This is a genomic window from Streptomyces sp. FXJ1.172, assembly GCF_001636945.3.
Classification (GTDB): domain Bacteria; phylum Actinomycetota; class Actinomycetes; order Streptomycetales; family Streptomycetaceae; genus Streptomyces.
In genome coordinates this window covers 2,075,438-2,096,842 of sequence record NZ_CP119133.2, presented here as the reverse complement: position 1 = coordinate 2,096,842, position 21,405 = coordinate 2,075,438, and the positions used below count along the sequence as shown (strand labels likewise).

The 21,405-nt window shown below is 72.9% G+C and carries 19 protein-coding genes and 1 pseudogene; 17 read left to right on the top strand and 3 right to left on the bottom strand.

Annotated elements, in window-relative coordinates:
* Nucleotides 1-15: 15 nt before the first annotated feature.
* From A6P39_RS09385 to A6P39_RS09335, 11 genes are all read left to right on the top strand, one after another.
* Complete coding sequence (locus A6P39_RS09385; protein ID WP_067040850.1) at nucleotides 16-2,328, top strand: anthranilate synthase component I; 2,313 nt, start codon at nucleotides 16-18, stop codon at nucleotides 2,326-2,328.
* A complete protein-coding gene (locus A6P39_RS09380) occupies nucleotides 2,325-3,800 on the top strand; it encodes an ABC1 kinase family protein (RefSeq protein WP_079133181.1) in 1,476 nt (491 codons plus the stop codon). The genes A6P39_RS09385 and A6P39_RS09380 overlap by 4 nt, the downstream gene beginning before the upstream one ends.
* Nucleotides 3,801-3,920: 120 nt before the next feature.
* Nucleotides 3,921-4,862, top strand: coding sequence for a heavy metal-binding domain-containing protein (locus A6P39_RS09375; RefSeq protein ID WP_067040847.1), 942 nt, complete (start codon nucleotides 3,921-3,923; stop codon nucleotides 4,860-4,862).
* A gap of 13 nt (nucleotides 4,863-4,875) precedes the next feature.
* Nucleotides 4,876-5,736, top strand: a complete 861-nt coding sequence (locus tag A6P39_RS09370; RefSeq protein ID WP_234378762.1) for a heavy metal-binding domain-containing protein — start codon at nucleotides 4,876-4,878, stop codon at nucleotides 5,734-5,736.
* 51 nt (nucleotides 5,737-5,787) lie between these two features.
* Entirely contained in the window at nucleotides 5,788-6,225 is a 438-nt protein-coding gene (locus A6P39_RS09365; RefSeq protein ID WP_067040845.1) for a hypothetical protein, read from the top strand.
* A 298-nt stretch (nucleotides 6,226-6,523) separates the two neighbouring features.
* Nucleotides 6,524-7,840 (top strand): ABC transporter substrate-binding protein, encoded by a 1,317-nt coding sequence (locus A6P39_RS09360; RefSeq protein WP_067040843.1) that lies wholly within the window; start codon nucleotides 6,524-6,526, stop codon nucleotides 7,838-7,840.
* 8 nt (nucleotides 7,841-7,848) lie between these two features.
* A complete protein-coding gene (locus tag A6P39_RS09355; RefSeq protein ID WP_067041083.1) occupies nucleotides 7,849-8,835 on the top strand; it encodes a carbohydrate ABC transporter permease in 987 nt (328 codons plus the stop codon).
* Between the two features lie 13 nt (nucleotides 8,836-8,848).
* Nucleotides 8,849-9,688 (top strand): carbohydrate ABC transporter permease, encoded by an 840-nt coding sequence (locus tag A6P39_RS09350; protein ID WP_067040841.1) that lies wholly within the window; start codon nucleotides 8,849-8,851, stop codon nucleotides 9,686-9,688.
* Nucleotides 9,689-9,726: 38 nt separating this feature from the next.
* Nucleotides 9,727-11,091: a GH1 family beta-glucosidase gene (locus tag A6P39_RS09345; protein WP_067040839.1), complete on the top strand. Its 1,365-nt coding sequence runs from the start codon at nucleotides 9,727-9,729 to the stop codon at nucleotides 11,089-11,091.
* A 136-nt stretch (nucleotides 11,092-11,227) separates the two neighbouring features.
* Nucleotides 11,228-11,818 carry a hypothetical protein gene (locus tag A6P39_RS09340; RefSeq protein WP_067040837.1) on the top strand — a complete coding sequence of 197 codons (591 nt, stop codon included), beginning with the start codon at nucleotides 11,228-11,230 and terminating at the stop codon, nucleotides 11,816-11,818.
* A 43-nt stretch (nucleotides 11,819-11,861) separates the two neighbouring features.
* The gene (locus A6P39_RS09335) at nucleotides 11,862-12,572 is read left to right on the top strand and encodes a YcnI family copper-binding membrane protein (RefSeq protein WP_067041081.1); all 711 of its coding nucleotides are present in this window, start codon (nucleotides 11,862-11,864) and stop codon (nucleotides 12,570-12,572) included.
* A 118-nt stretch (nucleotides 12,573-12,690) separates the two neighbouring features.
* On the opposite strand, the gene A6P39_RS09330 is transcribed toward A6P39_RS09335, so the two are convergent.
* Nucleotides 12,691-13,458 (bottom strand): CDP-alcohol phosphatidyltransferase family protein, encoded by a 768-nt coding sequence (locus A6P39_RS09330; RefSeq protein ID WP_067040830.1) that lies wholly within the window; start codon nucleotides 13,456-13,458, stop codon nucleotides 12,691-12,693.
* Nucleotides 13,459-13,565: 107 nt separating this feature from the next.
* Between A6P39_RS09330 and A6P39_RS09325 the strand changes: the two genes are divergently transcribed.
* The 5 genes and pseudogenes from A6P39_RS09325 to A6P39_RS09305 form a co-directional block, all read left to right on the top strand.
* Nucleotides 13,566-14,549 (top strand): zinc-dependent alcohol dehydrogenase, encoded by a 984-nt coding sequence (locus A6P39_RS09325; RefSeq protein WP_275883835.1) that lies wholly within the window; start codon nucleotides 13,566-13,568, stop codon nucleotides 14,547-14,549.
* A 116-nt stretch (nucleotides 14,550-14,665) separates the two neighbouring features.
* Nucleotides 14,666-15,064 (top strand): 6-pyruvoyl trahydropterin synthase family protein, encoded by a 399-nt coding sequence (locus A6P39_RS09320; RefSeq protein WP_067054010.1) that lies wholly within the window; start codon nucleotides 14,666-14,668, stop codon nucleotides 15,062-15,064.
* Entirely contained in the window at nucleotides 15,061-16,242 is a 1,182-nt protein-coding gene (locus A6P39_RS09315) for a glycosyltransferase family 4 protein (RefSeq protein ID WP_067054008.1), read from the top strand. The genes A6P39_RS09320 and A6P39_RS09315 overlap by 4 nt, the downstream gene beginning before the upstream one ends.
* Nucleotides 16,243-16,313: 71 nt before the next feature.
* The gene (locus A6P39_RS09310) at nucleotides 16,314-17,423 is read left to right on the top strand and encodes a trans-aconitate methyltransferase (protein ID WP_443053058.1); all 1,110 of its coding nucleotides are present in this window, start codon (nucleotides 16,314-16,316) and stop codon (nucleotides 17,421-17,423) included.
* Nucleotides 17,420-18,553, top strand: a pseudogene (locus tag A6P39_RS09305) (lysylphosphatidylglycerol synthase transmembrane domain-containing protein); the annotation flags it as partial. The gene A6P39_RS09310 and the pseudogene A6P39_RS09305, both read left to right, overlap by 4 nt.
* A 53-nt stretch (nucleotides 18,554-18,606) precedes the next feature.
* Here the strand turns inward: A6P39_RS09305 and A6P39_RS09300 are convergent.
* Nucleotides 18,607-19,383, bottom strand: a complete 777-nt coding sequence (locus A6P39_RS09300; RefSeq protein ID WP_079133728.1) for a creatininase family protein — start codon at nucleotides 19,381-19,383, stop codon at nucleotides 18,607-18,609.
* A 39-nt stretch (nucleotides 19,384-19,422) separates the two neighbouring features.
* Here A6P39_RS09300 and ribA point away from each other — a divergent pair, with 39 nt between their 5' ends.
* Entirely contained in the window at nucleotides 19,423-20,094 is a 672-nt protein-coding gene (ribA, locus tag A6P39_RS09295) for a GTP cyclohydrolase II (RefSeq protein WP_067054006.1), read from the top strand.
* A gap of 31 nt (nucleotides 20,095-20,125) precedes the next feature.
* Here ribA and A6P39_RS09290 read toward each other — a convergent pair whose 3' ends face one another.
* The gene (locus A6P39_RS09290; RefSeq protein WP_067054005.1) at nucleotides 20,126-21,352 is read right to left on the bottom strand and encodes a serine hydrolase domain-containing protein; all 1,227 of its coding nucleotides are present in this window, start codon (nucleotides 21,350-21,352) and stop codon (nucleotides 20,126-20,128) included.
* Between the last annotated feature and the right edge of the window lie 53 nt (nucleotides 21,353-21,405).

Genomic DNA, 21,405 nt, shown 5'->3' with positions numbered 1-21,405 from the left:
CCTGACGGCGAACCGATGCAGAAGGACCAGATGATGACGGCAACGACACACCGGTGGACGACCCCGATCGGCCTGGAGGTGACCCGCCTCACCGAGCCGCTGGACGCGCGGCGGGCCGAGGCCGAACTGGTCGCCCTGGAAGACGCCCTGGACACCCGGCGCGGGCTCGTGCTGTCGGGCCGCTGCGACCAGCCCGGCCGCTACCGGCCGCACGACCTCGGCCACGTGGACCCGCCCGTCGAGGTGAGTGCCGACCTGCTCGGGGTGCGGCTGCGCGCCCTGAACGAACGCGGTCACGTCCTGCTGCCCGCGCTCGCCGCGGCCCTCACCCCCGGCGGGGCGCACTGGGACCCGGCCGCGGGCGTCATCACCGCAGGCTTCGGCGGCACGGAACTGGGCCACGGTCCCGTCGCCGAGGAGGAGCGCACCCGCCTGCCCTCCGCCTTCTCGGTGCTGCGCACCCTCGTCGCCGCCCTGGCCGCACCGCAGGACGACATGTGGGGCCTGTACGGCGCGTTCGGCTACGACCTCGTCCTCGGCTTCGACCCCGTACCGCTGCACCAGGAACGCGACCCGCACGACCGCACCATGGTGCTGCACCTGCCCGACCGCATCCTGCAGATCGACCGGCGCACCGGCACCGCCGCCCTGCACAGCTACGAGTTCTCCTACGCCGGGCGCGGCACCGCGGGCCTCGACCGGGCCACGCCCCCGACGCCCGGCGCAGCGCCGGCGGAACCGGGCACCCGCCGCGACCACGCGCCCGGCGCGTACGCCCAACTGGTCCGCCGCGCCAAGGAACGGTTCCACCGCGGCGACCTCTTCGAGGTCGTGCCCGGCCAGAGCTTCCACCGCCGCGCCGGCGCGCCGCCCGCGGAGGTCTTCCGCAGGCTGCGGACCCGCAACCCGGCACCGTACGGCCTGCTGATGAACCTGGCCGACGGCGAGCACCTCGTCGGGGCGTCACCGGAGATGTTCGTCCGGGTCGACCCCCGCGCCCGCACGGTCGAGTCCTGCCCCATCAGCGGCACCATCGCCCGCGGCCGCGACCCCCTGGAGGACGCCGAGCAGATCCGCACCCTGCTCGGCTCCGCGAAGGAGGAGTCGGAGCTGACGATGTGCACGGACGTGGACCGCAACGACAAGGCCCGCGTGTGCGTCCCCGGCAGCGTCGAGGTCCTCGCCCGCCGCCAGATCGAGCCCTACTCCCGGCTCATCCACACCGTCGACCACGTCCGTGGCCGGCTGCGCCCCGACCGGGACGCCCTGGACGCGTTCCTGACACACATGTGGGCGGTCACCGTCACCGGGGCACCCAAGCGGGCCGCGGTCGCCTTCATCGAGGAGCACGAGCGCAGCCCGCGCCGCTGGTACGGGGGCGCGGTCGGCCGGATCGGCTTCGACGGCGCCCTGGAGACCGCGCTCACCCTGCGCACCATCCAGATCCGCGGCGGGGTAGCCACCGTACGGGCGGGTGCCACGCTGCTGTTCGACTCCGATCCGCAGGCCGAGGAGGACGAGACCGTCCTCAAGGCCGCCGCGCTGCTGGACGCGGTGGAGAACGCGGGCGACCCCGGGAAGGCGGACGGCGGGGAACACGCGCAGGACGGTCCGGGCGGCGGGGCGGCACGGCCTGTCACGCCCGGGCGGTGGGCGGGCGACGCCCCGGGCACCGGCCGGCCCCCGCGCGTGCTGCTCGTGGACCACCAGGACTCCTTCGTCCACATGCTCGCCGACTACGTCCGCCAGACCGGTGCCGAGGTGGTCACCTACCGCGCGGGCTTCCCCCTGGAACTGCTCGACGCCGAGAAGCCGGACCTGCTGCTCCTCGCGCCGGGGCCCGGCCGTCCGGCCGACTTCGGCATGTCCGGCGTGCTGGACGCGGCGCTGCTGCGCGGCATACCGGTGTTCGGCGTGTGCCTGGGGCTGCAGGGCATCGTGGAGTACTTCGGCGGAACGCTCGGCACCCTCCCGCAGCCGCTGCACGGCAAGCCGTCGCCGGTGGAGGTGGTGGCAGGCGGCGGAACGCTCTTCCGGAACCTGCCCGCGCGGTTCAGCGCGGGGCGCTACCACTCTCTGTACGCCGATCCGCGCACGCTGCCCGCTCAGCTGCGGGTGACGGCGCGGACGGCCGACGGCACGGTGATGGGCGTCGAACACCGCACGCTGCCCATCGCGGCCATCCAGTTCCATCCGGAATCGATCATGACGATGGCGGAGGGCACCGGACACATCCTCGTCGCCAACGCCGTCGCCGGCCTGGGCCGCCGCGCGCCGGCCGCCGCCGCGACCGTGACCGCGACCGCGACCGCGGGGAGCGTGCGATGACCGGAACGCGACGGACGCCGGAGCCGGAGGACCGGGAGCCCGGGGAACTCCCCGGGCAGGGGCCGGTGGCCGACGACGAGGCGGAGCCGTTCGTGCCGCAGATCCAGGAGGGGGCCGCCCGGGCCGCCCGGGCCGTGCCGCGCTCCTCGCTCGTGCGGGGCGCGCGGCTGGCCTCGCTGCCGCTGGGCTTCGCCGGCCGTTCCGCACTGCGGTTCGGGCGCCGGCTGCTGGGCCAGCCCGTCGACCTGATCGCCAGCGAGCTGCAGCGCCGTACGAGCCTCCAGCTCTTCCGGGTGCTCGGCGAACTCAAGGGCGGCGCCATGAAGTTCGGGCAGATGCTGTCCGTCTTCGAGGCGGCGCTGCCCCCGGAGGCCATCGGCCCCTACCGGGCCGCCCTGACCCTCCTGCAGGAGAGCGCGCCCGCCATGCCCGCGGAGCAGGTGCACGCCGTGCTGGAGGAGGAACTGGGCCCGCGGTGGCGCGAGCGGTTCACCGTGTTCGCCGACCGGCCCGCCGCGGCCGCCTCCATCGGCCAGGTGCACCAGGCCGTGTGGGAGGACGGCCGTCCCGTGGCCGTGAAGATCCAGTACCCCGGTGCCAGAGAGGCGCTGCTCGGCGACTACGCCCGGCTCGGCCGCCTGATCCGGCTGTTCTCCGCGGTCGCCCCGGGTCTCGACGTGGAACCCATGCTGCGTGAACTGCGCGAGCGGGTCGCCGAGGAACTCGACTACCGCCTGGAAGCCGCAGCCCAGCAGACGTTCGCCGACGCCTACCGCGGCGACAAGGAGATCCTCGTACCCGATGTCGTGGCGTTCACCGGGCGGGTCCTCGTCACCCAGTGGCTGGAGGGCTCCCCGCTGGCCGCCGTCATCCGGGACGGCTCGCAGGCCGAACGCGACGACGCCGGGTTCAAGTACGCGCGCTTCTTGTTCTCGGGGCCCGAACGGGCCGGACTGCTGCACGCCGATCCCCATCCGGGCAACTTCCGGCTCCTGGACGACGGCCGGCTCGGCGTCATCGACTTCGGCGCCGTCAAGAATCTGCCGGACGGCTTCCCCTCGGCGCTCGGCACCCTGATCCGGCTGGCCCAGGGCGGCGAGTGGACGGCCGCGCACGAACTCCTCGTCCAGGAAGGGTTCCTGACCCCGGGGGCACCTCTCGATCAGGCCGCGCTCGTCTCCTTCCTGCTGCCCGTCGCCACTCCGTCGGCCGGCGAAACGTACCGCTTCACACGCGAGTGGCTGCGCGAGGAGGTGGCGCGCGCGGTCGATCTGCGCGAGGGCAGTGTGCTGCGCCGCTTCAACGTGCCGCCGTCGTACGTCCTCATCAACCGGGTGGTCGGTGCCGCCACGGCGGTGCTCTGCCAGCTCGAGTGCGAGATCGCCTTCCGCGCCGAGGCGGCCCGCTGGCTGCCCGGGTTCGCGGGCGGTGCGGGCGACGTCGCCGCCGCGGAAGAGGAAGAGGGGAACTGAAGAGGAGGAGGGGAACCGGCGACAGCGCAAACGTCGTCCTGCCCGCTCGTCGCCGGCCGGCCGGGCATACACTCGAGCCGCTGTACCCGGGGCACGGCACGAGGCGGGAAGTTGGTGTCCATGAGCGGGGATTGGACGGGGGCCGGGCTGCCCCCGGCGGCAGCCGCGCGCATCGCGGAGGCACGGAGCAGCGGGACGTGGTCCTCGGCGCTGACCACCGGTGAGTTCGCCGCACTGCGCGCCGTGGGGTTCGAGCCGGTGGGCCAGGTCATGGGCTCGGCCGTCCACCACGTGGCCCGCAGCGGCCGGTACTGGGGCTATCACGACTGCCTTTACGGTGGCATGCAGTACACCTTCAGCAGCACACCGGCGCCCGTCGCCCTGTCCGGGGGCGGCGCCCCGTCCGCCGCCCTCGTCGAGGTGCTCGACCGGGCGCGCCGCTCGGCCCTCGAGCGGATGACCGCGCAGTGCTCGGCCCTCGGCGGCGACGGTGTCGTCGCGGCACAGCTGACGGTGGCGCCCTTCCCGGCGCAGCCCCACTGCCTGGAGTTCAAGGTGATCGGAACCGCGGTGCGCGCGGCCGGACCGGTGCGGGCACCGCAGCCGTTCACCTGTCACCTCGACGGCCAGGGGTTCGCGAAGCTGGTGACCGCCGGATGGGTCCCCGTCGAGCTGCTGTACGGGATGTCCATCGGCGTACGCCACGACGACTACACCACCCGCGCACAGACCCGCTCGTGGAGCAACACCGAGGTCAGCGGCTGGAGCGAGCTGGTCCAGGCGGTGCGCCACGACGCCCGTGCGCACCTGCGGGCGCAGAGCGGGCGGCGGGGCGGCGACGGCGTGATCCTCTCCGCGGGCCGCCTGCGCATCTGGGGCGAGTCGTGCATGCGCCGCAGCAACAACGACCAGAAGGACCACGTGGCCGAGGCGACGCTCGTGGGCACCACCGTCGCCCGCTTCGCCACACGCGAGCAGCCGCCCCGCACGCTCACCGTGATGCCGCTCGACCCGGAACGACGCCGGCGCACCATGCGCCGCACCGCCACCGACATACGATGAGGGGACCGCGTTCATGACCGTCTTCAACCCCGCCGGCGGCACTCCTGACGGCATGTCCGCCCAGGGTGTGCCGGCCGACGCGATGCGGCGGCTGGCCGAGCTGCAGCCGGGCAGGCCGGGTTCCATCTTCACCAGCGACCTGTCGGTCAACGAGTTCCTGCTGGTGCGCGAGGCGGGATTCAGGCCCCTCGGCCTCGTCCTCGGCAGCTCGATCTACCACGTGGGCATCCAGCTGGGCCGCTGGGGCAAGAACCAGGAGCTGACCACGCTCAGCCAGGCGATGTACCACGCCCGCGAACTGGCGATGACCCGCATGGAGGCGGAGGCGGCCCAGCTGGGCGCGGACGGCATCGTCGGTGTGCGGCTCAGCGTCGAGGCCCGTGAATTCGGCACCGACATCGCGGAGTTCATCGCCATCGGCACCGCCGTCAAGGCCGACCACCCGGCGCCGGGCCCGGGCGGCGGCAGCTGGCGCAACCTGAAGGGCCAGCCGTTCACCTCGGACCTGAACGGCCAGGACTTCTGGACGCTCATCCGTGCCGGCTACGCCCCCCTGGGCATGGTGATGGGCACCTGCGTCTATCACGTCGCGCACCAGAAGATGGGGCAGATGTTCTCCAACATCGGCAAGAACGTGGAGATCGAGCAGTTCACGCAGGCGCTGTACGACGCGCGGGAGCTGGCGATGGCGCGGATGCAGCACGAGGCGGAGGAACTGCGGGCGGAGGGCGTCGTCGGCGTGCAGCTCGATGCGCACAACCACCGCTGGGGCGGTCACACCACCGAGTTCTTCGCGATCGGCACGGCGGTGCGGCCGCTGCGCGAGGACCACGTCATCGAGCGCCCGACGATGGTGCTCGGCCTGGACGGCTGAGCACCCGGCCGAGCAGACCCGGACCAACCGCACACCACGAGAGGCCCCACGATGACCTCGCCGCAGGACCCCGTGCCGTTCGAGCCCGCCGGGGAAACGGACTCCATCGAGCTGCTGACGGCCGCGCTGCGCAGGAACGCCGCCGATCTGGAGGTCTACGTCCAGGTGCTCACCGGGACCCTCGCTCAGGCGCTGCCGCCGGGAGCCGTCGCCGTCGAGCGCAGACGGGGCCTGGCCGACCGGCTCGCGGGCCGCGACGGCCGCGTGGAGCGGGTCGAGGTCTTCCTCGGCGAGCAGCGTCTGGTGCTCGACCTGGCGGGCGCGCGTCCCCAGGGCGAGGTGTGCAAGGAGGTCCGCGGCGTGGTGCTCTCGCGGCGCCCGGTGGCGCTCGACGAGTGGCTGCGGGAACTCGCGGTCGCGGTCACGGCCCGCGCGCAGTCCGACGCACGGGCACGGGCGGCACTGGAGCGTCTGCTGCTCGGCGAGTGAGGACGCAGCTCGCCCGGCCGCGGACATGAGGCGAAGGCCTCCTGTTCCCTCAGTTGTCAGCCCTCGGGAGCGGGCCGGGCGGTGCCCGTCACCCCGCGCCCTCAACGGGCCCTGCCGGTCATCGAGTTCATCACGACTGCCGTCACCTGTGCCCAACCCCTTGACGGGCGTCCCCCACGAGGTTTAACTCACGTCGTAAATTAAGCCCTGAGGAGCCTTCGGGGGCCGAACGCGCACGCGGTGTCGGCCCCCGGGGCGGGCCTTGGAGTTCGACTCCCGGAAAGGGACACCAGGAGCCATGCGCAGAATCCGAGCCGCGGCCACCGGCGCCGTCACTCTGTCTCTCGCCCTCGCGGCCACGGCCTGCGGCGGCGGTTCCGCGACCGGGGGCGGGTCGAACGACTCACCCAGGACGCTGACGTACTGGGCCTCCAACCAGGGCGCCAGCATCGCCGTCGACCAGCAGGTGCTGGGGCCCGAACTCGACAAGTTCCAGAAGCGGACCGGCATCAAGGTGAAGCTGGAGGTCGTGCCCTGGTCCGACCTGCTCAACCGGATCCTCACCGCCACCACCTCGGGCCAGGGCCCGGACGTGCTCAACATCGGCAACACCTGGAGCGCCTCGCTGCAGGCGACCGGCGCGCTCCTGCCGTGGGACGCGAAGAACTTCGCCGCGATCGGCGGCAAGGACCGGTTCGTCGGCTCCGCGCTCGGCTCGACCGGCGCCCAGGGCAAGGACCCGGCGGCGGTCCCGCTGTACTCGATGGCGTACGCCCTCTACTACAACAAGAAGATCTTCGCCGACGCCGGCATCTCCCAGCCCCCGGCCACCTGGGACGAGTTGGTCGCCGACGGCAAGAAGATCAAGGCCGGCGGCAAGTCCGTCCTCGGCGCCGAGGGCGGGAACCTGGCGGAGAACATCCACCACGTGTTCGTCTTCGCCAAGCAGCACGGCGCCGACTTCTTCACCGCCGACGGCAAGCCCGGCTTCACGGCCCCCAAGGTGGTCGACGCGGTCAAGAGTTACGTCGATCTGATGGCCAAGGACAAGGTCATCCCGACGGGTGACGCCGAGTACGCGCAGAACCAGTCCGTCAGCGACTTCGCCAAGGGCAAGCAGGCGATGCTGCTGTGGCAGTCGGCCTCCGCGAACCTCAAGTCCCAAGGCATGAGCGAGGACGCCTACGGCATCGCGCCCGTACCCGTGATCTCCGGCACCCCCGGCACCGGCACCCAGGTCGACTCGATGGTCGCCGGCATCAACCTGGCCGTCTTCAAGAACACCCACAACCTCGACGGCGCCACGACGTTCGTGAAGTTCATGACGTCCGACGAGGAGCAGAAGATCCTCAACAAGGCCTACAGCACCATCCCGCCGGTCAAGTCCGCCCAGACGGACCCGGCGTTCGGCACCCCGGCCGACGCGGTGCTGAAGAACACCCTCGCCACGTCCGCGGCCGCGCTGCCGCAGGTCGCCTCCGAGTCGCAGTTCGAGACGGCGGTCGGTACGGCCGTCAAGGACCTGTTCGCGGACGCCGCCGCCGGACACGCGGTGACCACCGACTCGGTCAAGGCGGCGCTGGAGAAGGCCCAGCAGCAGATGCCGGCGGCGTGAGCGAGACGATGACGACCACCGCCTTCAAGGAGCCGGTGCGCGAGGCTGCCCCCGGTACGGCGAAGCGTGCACCCCGCCGCACCGGGCGGATCCGCCGCGCCGGTCTGCCCTACCTGCTCCTCCTGCCCGCTCTCGTGCTCGAACTCCTCGTCCACCTGGTGCCGATGGTCATCGGCATCGTGATGAGCTTCAAGGAACTCACCCAGTTCTACATCCGCGACTGGGGCACCGCCCCCTGGTCCGGTCTCGGCAACTACAGGGTGTCGGTGGACTTCAACGCGCCCGTCGGCAAGGCGCTGCTGCACTCCTTCTCCGTCACCGTCGCCTTCACCCTGCTCTCGGTCGCCCTGTGCTGGCTGACCGGCACCGCCGCCGCCGTCTTCATGCAGGACGGCTTCCGCGGCCGGGGCCTGCTGCGCGCCCTGTTCCTGGTGCCGTACGCGCTGCCCGTCTACGCGGCCGTCATCACCTGGGTGTTCATGTTCCAGCACGACAACGGCCTGGTGAACCACGTCCTGCACGACCAGCTGCACCTCACCGGCAAGCCCTCCTTCTGGCTGATCGGCGACAACAGCTTCTACGCGCTGCTGACGGTGTCGGTGTGGAAGGGCTGGCCGTTCGCCTTCCTCATCGTGACGGCCGGCCTGCAGAACATCCCGAGGGAGCTGTACGAGGCCGCCGCGCTGGACGGCGCCGGGACGTGGCAGCAGATCCGCCGCATCACGCTGCCCTCGCTGCGCCCGGTCAACCAGGTGCTGGTCCTGGTGCTGTTCCTGTGGACGTTCAACGACTTCAACACGCCGTACGTGCTGTTCGGCAAGTCCGCCCCAAACGCCGCGGACCTCATCTCGGTCCACATCTACCAGGCCTCGTTCGTCACCTGGAACTTCGGCACCGGCTCGGCGATGTCCGTCCTGCTGCTCCTCTTCCTGCTCCTCGTCACCGCCGGCTATCTGCTCCTGACCTCACGCGGACGGAGGGCGTCCGATGGCTAGCACCAACTCGCCCATGGCGCCGCCGCGTTCGTTCACCTGGGCGCGGCGGATCTTCCTCACCCTGCTCACCGGCTTCGTGCTGATCCCGGTGTACGTGATGGTCTCCAGCTCGCTGAAGCCGCTCGCGGACGTCACCGGCCAGTTCCGCTGGCTGCCCAGCGGGCTGACGGTCCGGCCGTACATCGACATCTGGTCGACGGTCCCGCTCGCCAGGTACTTCGTGAACTCGCTGATCGTGGCGGGCGCGGCGACCGTCTGCTCGGTGGTCATCGCGGTCTTCGCCGCCTACGCCGTCAGCCGCTACGACTTCCGCGGCAAACGCGTGTTCACGGTGACCGTGCTGTCGACGCAGATGTTCCCGGGCATCCTCTTCCTGCTCCCGCTGTTCCTGCTCTACGTCAACATCGGCAACGCCACCGGCATCGCCCTGTTCGGCTCCCGGGGCGGCCTGATCCTGACCTACCTCACCTTCTCCCTCCCGTTCTCCATCTGGATGCTGATCGGCTACTTCGACTCGGTGCCGCGCGACCTGGACGAGGCGGCGCTGGTGGACGGCTGCGGCCCGCTCGGCGCGCTGCTCAGGATCGTCGTGCCGGCCGCGGTCCCCGGCATCGTCGCGGTCGCCGTCTACGCCTTCATGACCGCGTGGGGCGAGGTGCTCTTCGCGTCCGTGATGACCAACGACACCACCCGCACCCTCGCTGTCGGCCTGCAAGGCTACTCCACCCTCAACGACGTCTACTGGAACCAGATCATGGCGGCCTCGCTGGTCGTCAGCGTTCCCGTGGTGGCCGGGTTCCTGCTGCTGCAGCGCTATCTCGTCGCCGGGCTGACGGCGGGTGCCGTCAAGTGACCGATTCCTCGTGTTCCCCGTATTCCGAAGGGACTTCCGTGTCCGAACGCATCGACCTCGCCGCCTTCCCGCACGATTTCCTGTGGGGCACGGCCACCGCGGCGTACCAGATAGAGGGGGCCGTCGCCGAGGACGGCCGTGCGCCCTCTATCTGGGACACCTTCTCCCACACCCCGGGGAAGACCGCGAACGGCGACACCGGCGACGTCGCCTGCGACCACTACCACCGCTGGCGCGAGGACATCGCCCTGATGCGGCAACTCGGCGTCGACGCCTACCGGTTGTCGATCGCCTGGCCGCGCGTGCTGCCCGCCGGCACCGGACCGGTGAACCCCAGGGGTCTCGCCTTCTACGACGAGCTGCTGGACGCCCTCCTGGAGGCGGGCATCACCCCCTCGGTCACGCTCTACCACTGGGACCTGCCGCAGGCGCTGCAGGACCGCGGGGGCTGGCCGCAGCGGGACACCGCCTTCGCGCTCGCCGAGTACGCCTCGGCCGTGGCCGGCCGCCTCGGCGACCGCGTGAAGCTGTGGGCGACCCTCAACGAGCCGTCCTGCTCGGCCTGGATCGGCCACCTCGAGGGCAAGATGGCGCCCGGCCTGCGGGATCCGGCCGCCGCCGTGCGCGCCTCCTACCACCTGCTCCTCGGCCACGGCCTGGCCACACAGGCGGTCCGCGCCGCCGCCCCCGGCGCCCAGGTCGGCATCGTCAACAACCTCTCCACCGTCCACCCGGCCACCGACCGCCCCGAGGACGTCGCGGCGGCCCGCCGCCAGGACGGCCACGTCAACCGCTGGTGGCTCGACCCGGTGCACGGCCGGGGCTTCCCCGCCGACATGGTGGAGACTTACGGCGTCGAACTGCCCGTCCACGCAGGCGACTTGGCGACCATCGCCACGGACCTGGACTGGCTCGGGCTGAACTACTACTTCCCGGCGTACGTCGCCGACGACCCGGGCGGCCCGGTGCCGCACGTCCGCGCCGTGCACCGCGAGGGCGTCCCGCGCACCGGCATGGGCTGGGAGATCGACGCGAGCGGCATCGAGACGCTGCTGCTCAGGCTCACCGAGGAGTACGGCGCCCGGAAGATCTACGTCACCGAGAACGGCTCGGCCTTCGAGGACGTGGTCCGTCCCGACGGCAGCGTCGAGGACCCCGAGCGCCAGGAGTACCTGGAGCGGCATCTGGCCGCGTGTGCCGCGGCCGCCCGCAGGGGCGCCCCGCTCGCCGGCTACTTCGCCTGGTCGCTGCTGGACAACTTCGAGTGGGCGTACGGCTACGCCAAGCGCTTCGGCCTGATCCACGTCGACTACCGCACCCAGGCCCGCACCATCAAGGGCAGCGGACACCGCTACGCGGACATCGTCCGCGTCCACCGCGGCCAGACCCGCCGGGCCGCCTGACCCGGACCCGAACGGCCGGTGGGCACGGGATGGGAGACCCGTGCCCACCGGGCCTTGCGACCGCGCACCCTCCGCACCCGGCTGAACACGACGCCCCCGCCCCACGTATCCCCCCACCGTGGGAGACTCCCTCTCCATGAGCGCGTCCCCGGCAGTGAGAGGTCTGCGTGCCGCGGTGTTCGCCGCGGTGTGCGTGCTGCTCGCTGCCGCCGGGCACGGGCTCACCATGGGGGACATGCCGCCGCTGTGGGCCGACGCGGCCGGCTTCCTCGGCGTGTTCGCGCTCGGCTGGGTCCTCGGCGGGAAGGAGCGGTCGCTCGCCGGGATCGGCGCCGCCATGCTGCTCACCCAGGCCGTTCTGCACGCCGGCTTCGACGCCGTCCACCGCACCGGCGGGCACATGGCCATGCCCGGCCACAGCATGGCCGCGATGCACACCCACGCGGCGGCCCCGCACCTGACCGCTCACGCCGCCGCCGCCCACCTGCTCGCCGCGCTGGCCGCCGCCTGGTGGCTGCGGCGCGGCGAGGCCGCCCTGTGGTCGCTGCTGCGGCGCACCGCCACGCTCGTCCCCGGCCTCGTCGCCTGGTGGCGCGAGACCCCGCTGCCCGCCCCCGCCCCGCGCCTCGCGCGCGTCCCGGCCGACCCGGCACCGCCCCGCCGGACCCCGCTGCGGCACGCGGTCAGCCGGCGCGGACCCCCGCTCCCGGTCCCGTACCCGACCTGACCGCATGTTCGAACACATCACTCGTACGGAGACCGACTCAGCCATGTCCGCAGTACACCCGGCCCTGCGCCGTGCCGCGACCGTCACCGCCGGCGCCGCCGCCACCGTCCTGCTCGCCGCCGGTGCCGCGTCCGCGCACGTCACCGTCCACCCCGACAGCTACGCCAAGGGCGCCACCGACGGCGTCCTCACCTTCCGCGTCCCCAACGAGGAGGACAGCGCCGCCACCACCAAGGTCCAGGTCTTCCTGCCCACCGACCACCCCGTCCTCGGCGTCCTGGTCCACCCGCAGGATGGCTGGACCGCCAAGGTCACCACCACCAAGCTCAAGACGCCGGTCAAGACCGACGACGGCACCATCACCGAGGCCGCCTCCGAGATCACGTTCACGGGCGGGAAGATCGGCGCCGGGCAGTACGAGGACTTCGACGTCGCCTTCGGCCAACTGCCCGGCGACACCGGCAAGCTGGCCTTCAAGACGCTCCAGACCTACTCCGACGGCAAGATCGTCCGCTGGATCGAGGAGGCCCAGGGCGGCCAGGAGCCGGAGAACCCGGCCCCGGTGCTCAAGCTGACGGCCGGCGACCCGGGCGCCGCCCCGGCTCCCGCCAAGAGTGCCACGGCCGCGGCCCAGGCGTCGGACTCGAGCGACTCCACGGCCCGCGGGCTCGGCATCGCCGGCCTCGTCGTCGGCGCCCTCGGCCTCGCGGCCGCCGCCTTCGCGATCCTGCGGAGCCGCAAGCCGCAGGCGTAGCACGGCAGGGCGGCTGACGGCCGGGGCCGCCCTACCCGCGCCCGCAGCCGCCGTACCCGAGGCGAAGGGCCCGGACCGGTACCCGGTCCGGGCCCTTCGCCGCTGCCGCCGCCCGTGCTCAGCGCGCGGCCAGCTCCAGCTCCAGCACCTGCGGCTCGGTGGGCACCGGCGCGGCCGTACGCGTGGTGCGCCACAGCCACAGCACATCGCGGCCGAAGGACCACACCAGGGAGCCCAGCGCCAGCAGTACGACCACGAGGTTCGCCTGGCGCGGCAGCAGCTCGGCGCCCGCCAGGAGCAGGGCCATGCCCTGTACCGCGGCCACCGTCTTGCGGGCGAAGGACGGCGGCAGCGGGGCGTTCAGCCAGGGGGCGAGGCGGGCGGCGGCGACGAACGCGTACCGCATCCCGCCGATCAGCAGCACCCACGGACCCAGCTGCGTGGAGACGTAGACGCTCAGCACCAGGATCAGGAACGCGTCGACCTCCATGTCGAAGCGCGCGCCGAGCGCCGTCGAGGTACCGGTACGGCGGGCCACCTGGCCGTCGACGCCGTCCAGGAGCAGGGCGACCGCGGTCAGCGCGACCAGCAGCGTCACCGGCGGGGCGCTCTCGAAGGAGTCTGCGACCAGCGCCGTCACCCCGCCGACCAGGGTCGCCCGGCCGAAGGTGACCCGGTTCGCCGGACCGAAGGAACGCAGGCGCGAGCGGTGCAGCGCCCGCGCCAGCACGGCCCAGGTGGCGAACGCGAACGCGAGCCCCGTCAGCCAGCCGGCCGGCCCCATGCCTATCGCCGTGCCGAGCAGGGCCAGCAGCAGGAGCTGTACGCCCGCTCCCACAGCGGTCTCCTGCTGGAGCCTCGCGTCATACGTGTTGTTCAGGGCCACCGCACACCCTCCGGCCGAGTGACAGAGTCGATCAACGCCGCGTACTGTGCGCGGCCTGTGCACTTCTCGGTACGTGAACAACTTGCCTACTGTTCAGGAGGATGCCGATGAACCGCTCGGCCCGCGCGTTCTGGCTGCGCAGCCCCGGCCACGGGGAACTGCGCGACATCACCCTCGCGGAGCCCGCCGAGGGCGAGGTCCTGGTGCGTGCCCTGTACTCCGGGGTGAGCCGCGGCACCGAGACGCTCGTCTTCCGCGGCCAGGTCCCCGGCAGCCAACACGCCGCGATGCGGGCGCCGTTCCAGGAGGGCGACTTCCCGGGCCCGGTGAAGTACGGCTACCTCAACGTCGGCACGGTGGAGGAGGGCCCGGCCGAGCTGATCGGACGTACGGTCTTCTGCCTGTATCCGCATCAGAGCCGTTACGTCGTTCCGGTGAACGCCGTGACCGTCGTACCCGAGTCGGTGCCCGCCGCGCGGGCCGTGCTCGCCGGGACCGTGGAGACCGCCGTGAACGCCCTGTGGGACGCCGCGCCCCTGATCGGCGACCGGATCGCGGTGGTCGGCGGCGGCATGGTCGGCTGCTCGGTGGCCGCCCTGCTCGCCCGCTTCCCCGGCGTCCGCCTCCAGCTCGTCGACGCCGACCCCGCCCGCGCCAAGACCGCCGAGGCGCTCGGCGTCGACTTCGCCACACCCGCCGACGCCCGCGGCGACTGCGACCTCGTCGTCCACGCCAGCGCCACCGAAGCCGGCCTCACCCGCGCCCTGCAGCTCCTCGCCGCCGAGGGCACGGTCGTCGAACTGAGCTGGTACGGCGACCGGCGCGTGACCCTGCCGCTCGGCGAGGCCTTCCACTCCCGCCGGCTCACCGTGCGCAGCAGCCAGGTCGGCACCGTCTCCCCGGCCGCCCGCGCCGGCCGCGATTACGCCGACCGGATGGCCCTCGCCCTCGACCTGCTCGCCGACCCGGCCCTGGACGCGCTCATCACCGGCGAGAGCGCATTCGGGCAACTCCCCGACGTCATGCCGAGGCTCGCCTCGGGCGAGATCCCGGCCCTGTGTCACCGGATCCGGTACGCCGAGGCGGTCTGACCTGAGAAAAGAGTGAGAGAGGACTGAACACGGGGAAGCGAAGAGCCGTACTACACGTCATCCCCGGGCAGGCACGGTCCGGGGGAGAAGACGCGCCGCACCTGGAGGGTCGTCCGTTGTTCAGCATCACCGTCCGCGATCACATCATGATCGCCCACAGCTTCCGCGGCGAGGTGTTCGGGCCCGCGCAGAAACTGCACGGCGCCACCTTCCTCGTGGACGCCACGTTCCGCCGCGAGCAGCTGGACCAGGACAACATCGTGGTCGACATCGGCCTGGCCACGCAGGAACTGCGGCTGATCACCGCCGAGCTGAACTACCGCAACCTCGACGAGGAACCGGAGTTCGCCGGCGTCAACACCTCCACGGAGTTCCTCGCCAAGGTGATCGCCGACCGGCTCGCCGAACGCATCCACAAGGGCGCCCTCGGCGAAGGCGCCAAGGGGCTCGCCGGGATAACGGTCACCCTGCACGAATCGCACATCGCCTGGGCGAGTTACGAGCGTGGCCTGTGACCGAGACGACGACCACGCCGCGGGCCCGCCTGTCCTATGTGCCGGCGCAGCCCGCCGCCGAGAAGGTCAAAGACACCCCCATGTCCCTGCGCACCGTGCACTTCGTCCTGCCGGGCGGCATCGACGACCCGGCCGCGCCCAGCGGCGGCAACGCCTACGACCGCCGGGTCTGCCTGGACCTGCCCGGCTTCGGCTGGCAGGTCACCCGGCACCCCGCACCCGGCACCTGGCCGCGCCCCGACCGGGCCGCCCGCGACCGGCTCGAGCGCACCCTGCGGGACCTGCCGGACGACGCGGTGGTGCTGCTGGACGGGCTCGTCGCCTGCGGTGTCCCGGACATCGTCACCCCGCACGCCGACCGCCTGCGCCTGGCCGTCCTGGTCCATCTCCCGCTCGGTGACGAGACCGGCCTCGCCCCGGCCGTCGCCGCCGGCCTCGACGCCCGTGAACGGGCCGTGCTGCGGGCGGCGCCCGCCGTGATCGCGACCAGCGACTGGGCCGTGCGCCGGCTCGTCTCCCACCACGGCCTCGCCCCCGAACGGGTGCACGTCGCCGCGCCCGGCGCCGACATCGCGCCCCTCGCCCCCGGCACCGACGGCGTCTCCCGGCTGCTGTGCGTGGCCGCGGTGACCCCGCGCAAGGGCCAGCACCGGCTGGTGGAGGCGCTCGCGGCGGTCCGGGACCTGCCGTGGACCTGCGAGTGCGTCGGCGGACTGGGCCAGGACCCGGAGTACGTCGCCCGGCTGCGCACCCTCATCGCCCGCCACGGCCTCACCGACCGCCTGCACCTGACCGGCCCGCGCTCCGGCGCCGACCTCGACGCCGTCTACGCCGCCGCCGACCTGATGGTCCTGACCTCCTACGCCGAGACCTACGGCATGGCGGTGACCGAGGCACTGGCCCGCGGCATCCCCGTCCTCGCCACCGACGTCGGCGGCGTACCGGAGGCCGTCGGCCGCGCCCCCGACGGCGGTGTGCCCGGCATCCTCGTCCCGCCGGAGGACCCCGCCGCATTCGCCGCGGAACTGCGCGGCTGGTTCGGCGAGCCAGACGTACGCCGCCGGCTCAAGGCCGCCGCCCGCGCCCGCCGCGCCGCGCTCGACGGCTGGGCCACCACCGCCCGCAGCCTGGCCGCTGTCCTCGGCCGGCTCCCCGAGGCCCCGAGGAGGGTGGCATGACCAGGCGCGACACCGTGACGAACGGCGCCGCCGCGATCCCGGCCCAACCCGGGTACAGGAAGGCGGAGTTGATGCCGGTGAGCGAGAACGAGGACGTCCCGGAGCCCGCCCGGGACACCGCGGACCGGGACGCTTCGCACGCCGGCGTGGACGGCCCGCGCGCAGGAACGCTCGGCGCCGCCCCGGCCGTTGCGGATGCCGTCCGGGGCGGGGGTCCCGCGGCCGCCGCCGACTCGGTGCTCTCGGTCGTCGCCGGCGCCGGGCCCGTCGGGCGTCCCGGGGAGCGGGCCACCGTACGGCTGCGCGACGGCGGCGACCCCGCCCCTGACCCCGCCCCCGGCTCCGACGAACCGCCCCGGTACGCCCCCGAATGGCTGCAGCTGCGGGAACCGGCCGACACGGCCGCCCGTGCACAGGACCTGCTGGATCCGCTCAGGATCCGGCTGGCGAACATGCCGGGCCGCACCGGCGGACTGGCCGTGCACGACCTGGGGTGCGGCACCGGCTCGATGGGCCGCTGGCTCGCGCCCCGCCTCGACGGCGCCCAGCACTGGGTCCTGCACGACCGCGACCCCTACCTGCTGCACTTCGCCGCCGTGGCCTCCCCGCGCTCCGCCGCCGACGGCAGCCGTGTCACCGTCGAGACCCGGCGCGGCGACGTGGCCCGGCTGACCGCGGACGCGCTCCGCGGCGCCTCGCTGGTCACCGCCTCCGCGCTGCTCGACGTCCTCACCCGCGAAGAGGTCGGCACCCTCGTCGACGCGTGCACCGGGGCCGGCTGCCCCGCACTGCTCACGCTGTCCGTCGCCGGACACGTCGAACTCACCCCTGCCGACCCGCTCGACGCCGAGATCGCCGAGGCGTTCAACGACCACCAGCGGCGCACCGGACTGCTCGGCCCGGACGCGGTCACCGCGGCCTGCGAGGCGTTCGCCGCGCGCGGGGCGACGGTACGGGTGCACCCGAGCCCGTGGCGGCTCGGCCCCGAGCAGGCCGCGCTGAGCGAACAGTGGCTGCGCGGCTGGGTGGGAGCGGCCGTGGAACAACGGCCCGAACTGCGTGAACGTGCCGCACGCTACCTGCGCGACCGCCTCGCCGCCTGCGCGGCCGGCGAACTGCGGGTGGTGGTCCACCACAGCGATCTGCTGGCCCTGCCCCGGCCGACCGGCGGCACACCATGACGGGGCGTACGACAGCAGCGGAGCGGGGATCGCGGACCACGGGCGCCGATGTGTGCGCAGCCGAGACGCGTTCCGGCACGGGACGCTCGCGCGTGGGTGCAGTGGGTGCAGTGGGTGCAGTGGGTGCCGTGGGCGATGCGGGTACGGTGCAGGTGCCCGGCGCGGTCGGCACGGCGGCGTCGGTTCCGGTCCGCGCCACGGGAGTTGACGGCCCCGACACCGCTCCCGAGGCCGCGTCACCGCGGACCCCTGCCTCCCGCCGCCGCGGCCCTCGTACTCTGCGTGCTCACCTCGGGACCGTCGTCGGTGCGGCCATTCTCGGCGCGCTGCTGTGGCGGCTGGGCACCGGCGCGCTGCTCGACGGGCTGCGGCGTATCGACACCGCGTCACTCCTCGCCGCCCTCGGCATCGGTGGGGTCACCACCGTGCTGAGTGCCTGGCGCTGGCAGCTGGTGGCCCGGGGGCTGGGGATCCGGCTGCCGCTGGGATCCGCCGTCGCCGACTACTACCGCGCGCTGTTCCTGAACGCTGCGCTGCCCGGCGGGGTCCTGGGCGATGTGCACCGGGCGGTCCGGCACGGGCAGAGCGCCGGCGACCTGCGGCGCGCGGTGAAGGCGGTGGTCCTCGAGCGCGTCGCGGGACAGATCGCGCTGGCCGTGTTCGGCGCGGCGGCACTGCTGGTCCTGCCCTCACCGGTGCGCGGCCAGGTGCGCGACTTCGCCCCGCTCGCCGCCCTGGCCGCCGTGGGAACGTCCGCCGTCGTCGCCGCCGTCCGGATGAACCGCGGGCCCGCCCGCCGCCGCGGCCCGCTGCGCACCCTCCTCGGCGAGGCCCGCCACGGGCTGCTGTCCCGGCACTCCGGGCCCAGAGTCGCGCTGGCCTCCGCCGTCATCCTGGCCGGACACCTGGCGACGTTCGTCGTCGCCGCCCGGGTCACCGGCTGCGCCGCCCCGGTCACGGTGCTGGTCCCGCTCGCGGTCCTCGCCCTGGTCGCGATGGGCGTGCCGCTGAACGTCGGCGGTTTCGGCCCCCGCGAAGGCGTCACCGCCTGGGCGTTCGGCGCCGCGCAGCTCGGCGCGAGCAGCGGGATCGCCGTCGCCGTGGTGTACGGCGTGCTCAGCTTCGTGGCGAGCCTGCCCGGCGCCGTCGTGCTCCTCGCCCGCTGGGGCGCCGGGCTGCGCGGCTATCCCCGTACGTCCCCGGCGCCGTCGGACCCGGTGAGCAGCGCGAACACCGCCGAGAAGGATTCCACCAGGCCCGACAGCAGTTCCTTCCCTTTTTCCGCCGACCCCAGGGAAGGACGGCCGATGACGCCCGATTCGGTATAGCCGGACATTCCCACGGTGAGCAGATGACGACGGTCGTCCGCGGTGAAATCGGCGGACTCGTAACCAGGGCGGACGAATTCGGGATGAGCATGCAGAAGAATCGAGGTCTCGATTTCCCCGGCATGCATGTCGGTGAGCAGCGAGGTCCGCACGCCCGCCCGCTCCCGCGCCGCCTCCCAGTCCTCGGCGGCCGGGAACAGTCCCATTCGCTCACCGCGCGCGGACGCCTCCTGGACGACGTTGCCCAGAACGTAGTTGCCGCCGTGCCCGTTGACCACCACGAGCGCATCGACCCCGCCGCGGTGCAGCGACGCCGCGATGTCCCGGACCACCGCATGGAGGGTCACGGCGGAGATGCTGACGGTCCCCGGCCAGCCGGCGTGCTCGTGCGAGCAGGAGACCGTCACCGGAGGAAGGAGGTGCACCGGGTAGGCGGCGGCGATCTCACGCGCCACGGCGCAGGCGACCAGAGTGTCCGTCGCCAGCGGAAGGAAGGGCCCGTGCTGTTCGAAGCTGCCGACGGGAAGGACGGCGACCTGCGCCATGACGCCCGCCCCCCGCGCCCTCACATCTTCCGTGGTGTCCGCCGGCATCACCCCGTGTGCCGCCGCACGCGCGCCCGAACCACTCATCTTTTTCACGGCCTTTCGTCTCGCTTGAGGAAACAGATCATGACAGAAAACAACGGCGTCAACATCGGCGTAGTGGGCACGAAGTCCGCGCGGCGATCGGGCACGGAACGCGTCGTGAATGCACCGCTGCCCACCGTGTACGGAAAATTCCAGGCGATCGGCTACCTGGACCACGACCGCGGCGACGAGCAAGTCGCGCTGGTGTACGGCGAGATCGGCACCGAGAACGTACTGACCCGGCTGCACTCCGAATGCCTGACCGGGGACGCGTTCGGCTCCCGGCACTGCGAGTGCGGCGACCAGCTGGCATCCGCGCTGCGCGCCGTCGTCGCCGAAGGAAGCGGCATCGTCGTGTACTTGAGGGGCCACGAGGGACGCGGCATCGGCCTGCTCGCCAAGCTGCGCGCGATGGCCCTGCAGGCGGAGGGCCTGGACACCGTGGAGGCGAACCTCGCCCTCGGCCTGCCCGTCGACGCCCGCGACTACCGGGTCGCCGCCGAGATCCTGCGCGACCTCGGCGTGCGCTCGGTACGGCTGATGTCCAACAACCCGCGCAAACGGGAGGCGCTCGTCCGGCACGGCGTCCAGGTCGCCGAGCGGGTGCCGCTGCTCATCGAGCCGTGCGAGAGCAACATCACCTATCTGCGCACCAAGCGCGAGCGGCTGGATCACATCCTGCCCCACCTGGACGCCGTCGCCCACGGCTCCTGACGGCCCGGCGCCCCGGCGGCTCAGCGGCACTTCACCCGACCATGGTCTCGCTCACCAGCCGCCGCAGCTGCGGGAACACCTTCAGTGTCTTCGGGCGCACCTGGGTCATGAACTGCACCGTCAGCTCGTGGGCCGGGTCCACCCAGAACGCGGTCGTGGCCGCGCCCGTCCAGCCGTACGCACCGAGGCTGGACGGGGCCAGGGTGCGGGACGGGTCGACCACCACCGAGACGCCCAGGCCGAAGCCGAGACCGTCGTTGCCGGGCTCCTGGTGGACCGGGGCGCCGAAGGCCCGCACGGTGGCACCGCCGGGCAGCTGGTTGCGCGTCATCAGCGCGACACCGTCCGCCGACAGCAGCCGGACGCCGTCCAGTTCGCCGCCCCGGCGCAGCATCTCCATGAACCGGTGGAAGTCGTACGCAGAGGAGACCAGGCCGCCGCTGCCCGACAGGAACCGCGGCCGGCCGCGCACCGGCAGCCCCGGCACCGGCGCGATCCCGCCCTCGTCCGTCTCCCGGTACAACTCGGCCAGCCGGGGCGCCTGTTCGGCCGCGATGTGGAACCCCGTGTCGGTCATGCCGAGCGGACCGAGGATCCGCTCGGCGAAGAACGCGTCGAGCGGCTGCCCGGACACCACCTCGATCACCCGGCCCAGTACGTTCGAGGCGACCGAGTAGTTCCACTGCGTGCCCGGCTCGAACTGCAGCGGCATCCGCGCGTACACCTCGACCGTCTCGGCCAGATCGGCGCCCGGTGGCACCGAGTACTCCAGACCCGACGCGCGGTACAGGGCGTCGACCGGGTGCGTGTGGTAGAAGCCGAACGTCAGCCCGGCGGTGTGGGTGAGCAGATGGCGCAGGAGGACCGGCCCGGCGGCCGGACGGGTGCGCACCCCGGCGCCCGAACCGCCCTCGTACACCCGCGGGCCGGCGAACTCCGGCAGATGGCGCTCGAGCGGATCGTCCAGGCCGAGCCGGCCCTCCTCCACCAGCAGCAGCACCGCGACGGCGGTGACCGGCTTGGTCATCGAGTAGATCCGCCACAGCGTGTCCGGCGCGACCGGCAGACCGGCCGCGACATCGCGCCGCCCGTACGTCGTGAGGTGCGCGACGCGCCCCCCGCGGGACAGGGCCAGCAGAAAACCGGGCAGCCGCCCCGCGTCGACGTGGTCGGCGAAGTACCGGTCCAGGCGGTCGAGCGCTTTCCCGTCCAACCCCGCCTCACCCGGGTCGACTTCCTGTCGCAGCAGCTGTGCCATCGCTCTCCTCCGGTCGCCGTCGTGCGGGACGCCCTGCGGCCGCCCGGCCGGCC

Coding starts and splice junctions, on each gene's coding strand:
- A6P39_RS09360 (WP_067040843.1), top strand. CDS start 6,524: ATGCGCAGAATCCGAGCCGCGGCCACCGGCGCCGTCACTCTGTCTCTC.
- A6P39_RS09350 (WP_067040841.1), top strand. CDS start 8,849: ATGGCGCCGCCGCGTTCGTTCACCTGGGCGCGGCGGATCTTCCTCACC.
- A6P39_RS09300 (WP_079133728.1), bottom strand. CDS start 19,383: ATGAGTGGTTCGGGCGCGCGTGCGGCGGCACACGGGGTGATGCCGGCG.
- A6P39_RS09370 (WP_234378762.1), top strand. CDS start 4,876: ATGACCGTCTTCAACCCCGCCGGCGGCACTCCTGACGGCATGTCCGCC.
- A6P39_RS09340 (WP_067040837.1), top strand. CDS start 11,228: ATGAGCGCGTCCCCGGCAGTGAGAGGTCTGCGTGCCGCGGTGTTCGCC.
- A6P39_RS09365 (WP_067040845.1), top strand. CDS start 5,788: ATGACCTCGCCGCAGGACCCCGTGCCGTTCGAGCCCGCCGGGGAAACG.
- A6P39_RS09355 (WP_067041083.1), top strand. CDS start 7,849: ATGACGACCACCGCCTTCAAGGAGCCGGTGCGCGAGGCTGCCCCCGGT.
- A6P39_RS09310 (WP_443053058.1), top strand. CDS start 16,314: ATGCCGGTGAGCGAGAACGAGGACGTCCCGGAGCCCGCCCGGGACACC.
- A6P39_RS09375 (WP_067040847.1), top strand. CDS start 3,921: ATGAGCGGGGATTGGACGGGGGCCGGGCTGCCCCCGGCGGCAGCCGCG.
- A6P39_RS09380 (WP_079133181.1), top strand. CDS start 2,325: ATGACCGGAACGCGACGGACGCCGGAGCCGGAGGACCGGGAGCCCGGG.
- A6P39_RS09325 (WP_275883835.1), top strand. CDS start 13,566: ATGAACCGCTCGGCCCGCGCGTTCTGGCTGCGCAGCCCCGGCCACGGG.
- ribA (WP_067054006.1), top strand. CDS start 19,423: ATGACAGAAAACAACGGCGTCAACATCGGCGTAGTGGGCACGAAGTCC.
- A6P39_RS09290 (WP_067054005.1), bottom strand. CDS start 21,352: ATGGCACAGCTGCTGCGACAGGAAGTCGACCCGGGTGAGGCGGGGTTG.
- A6P39_RS09385 (WP_067040850.1), top strand. CDS start 16: ATGCAGAAGGACCAGATGATGACGGCAACGACACACCGGTGGACGACC.
- A6P39_RS09335 (WP_067041081.1), top strand. CDS start 11,862: ATGTCCGCAGTACACCCGGCCCTGCGCCGTGCCGCGACCGTCACCGCC.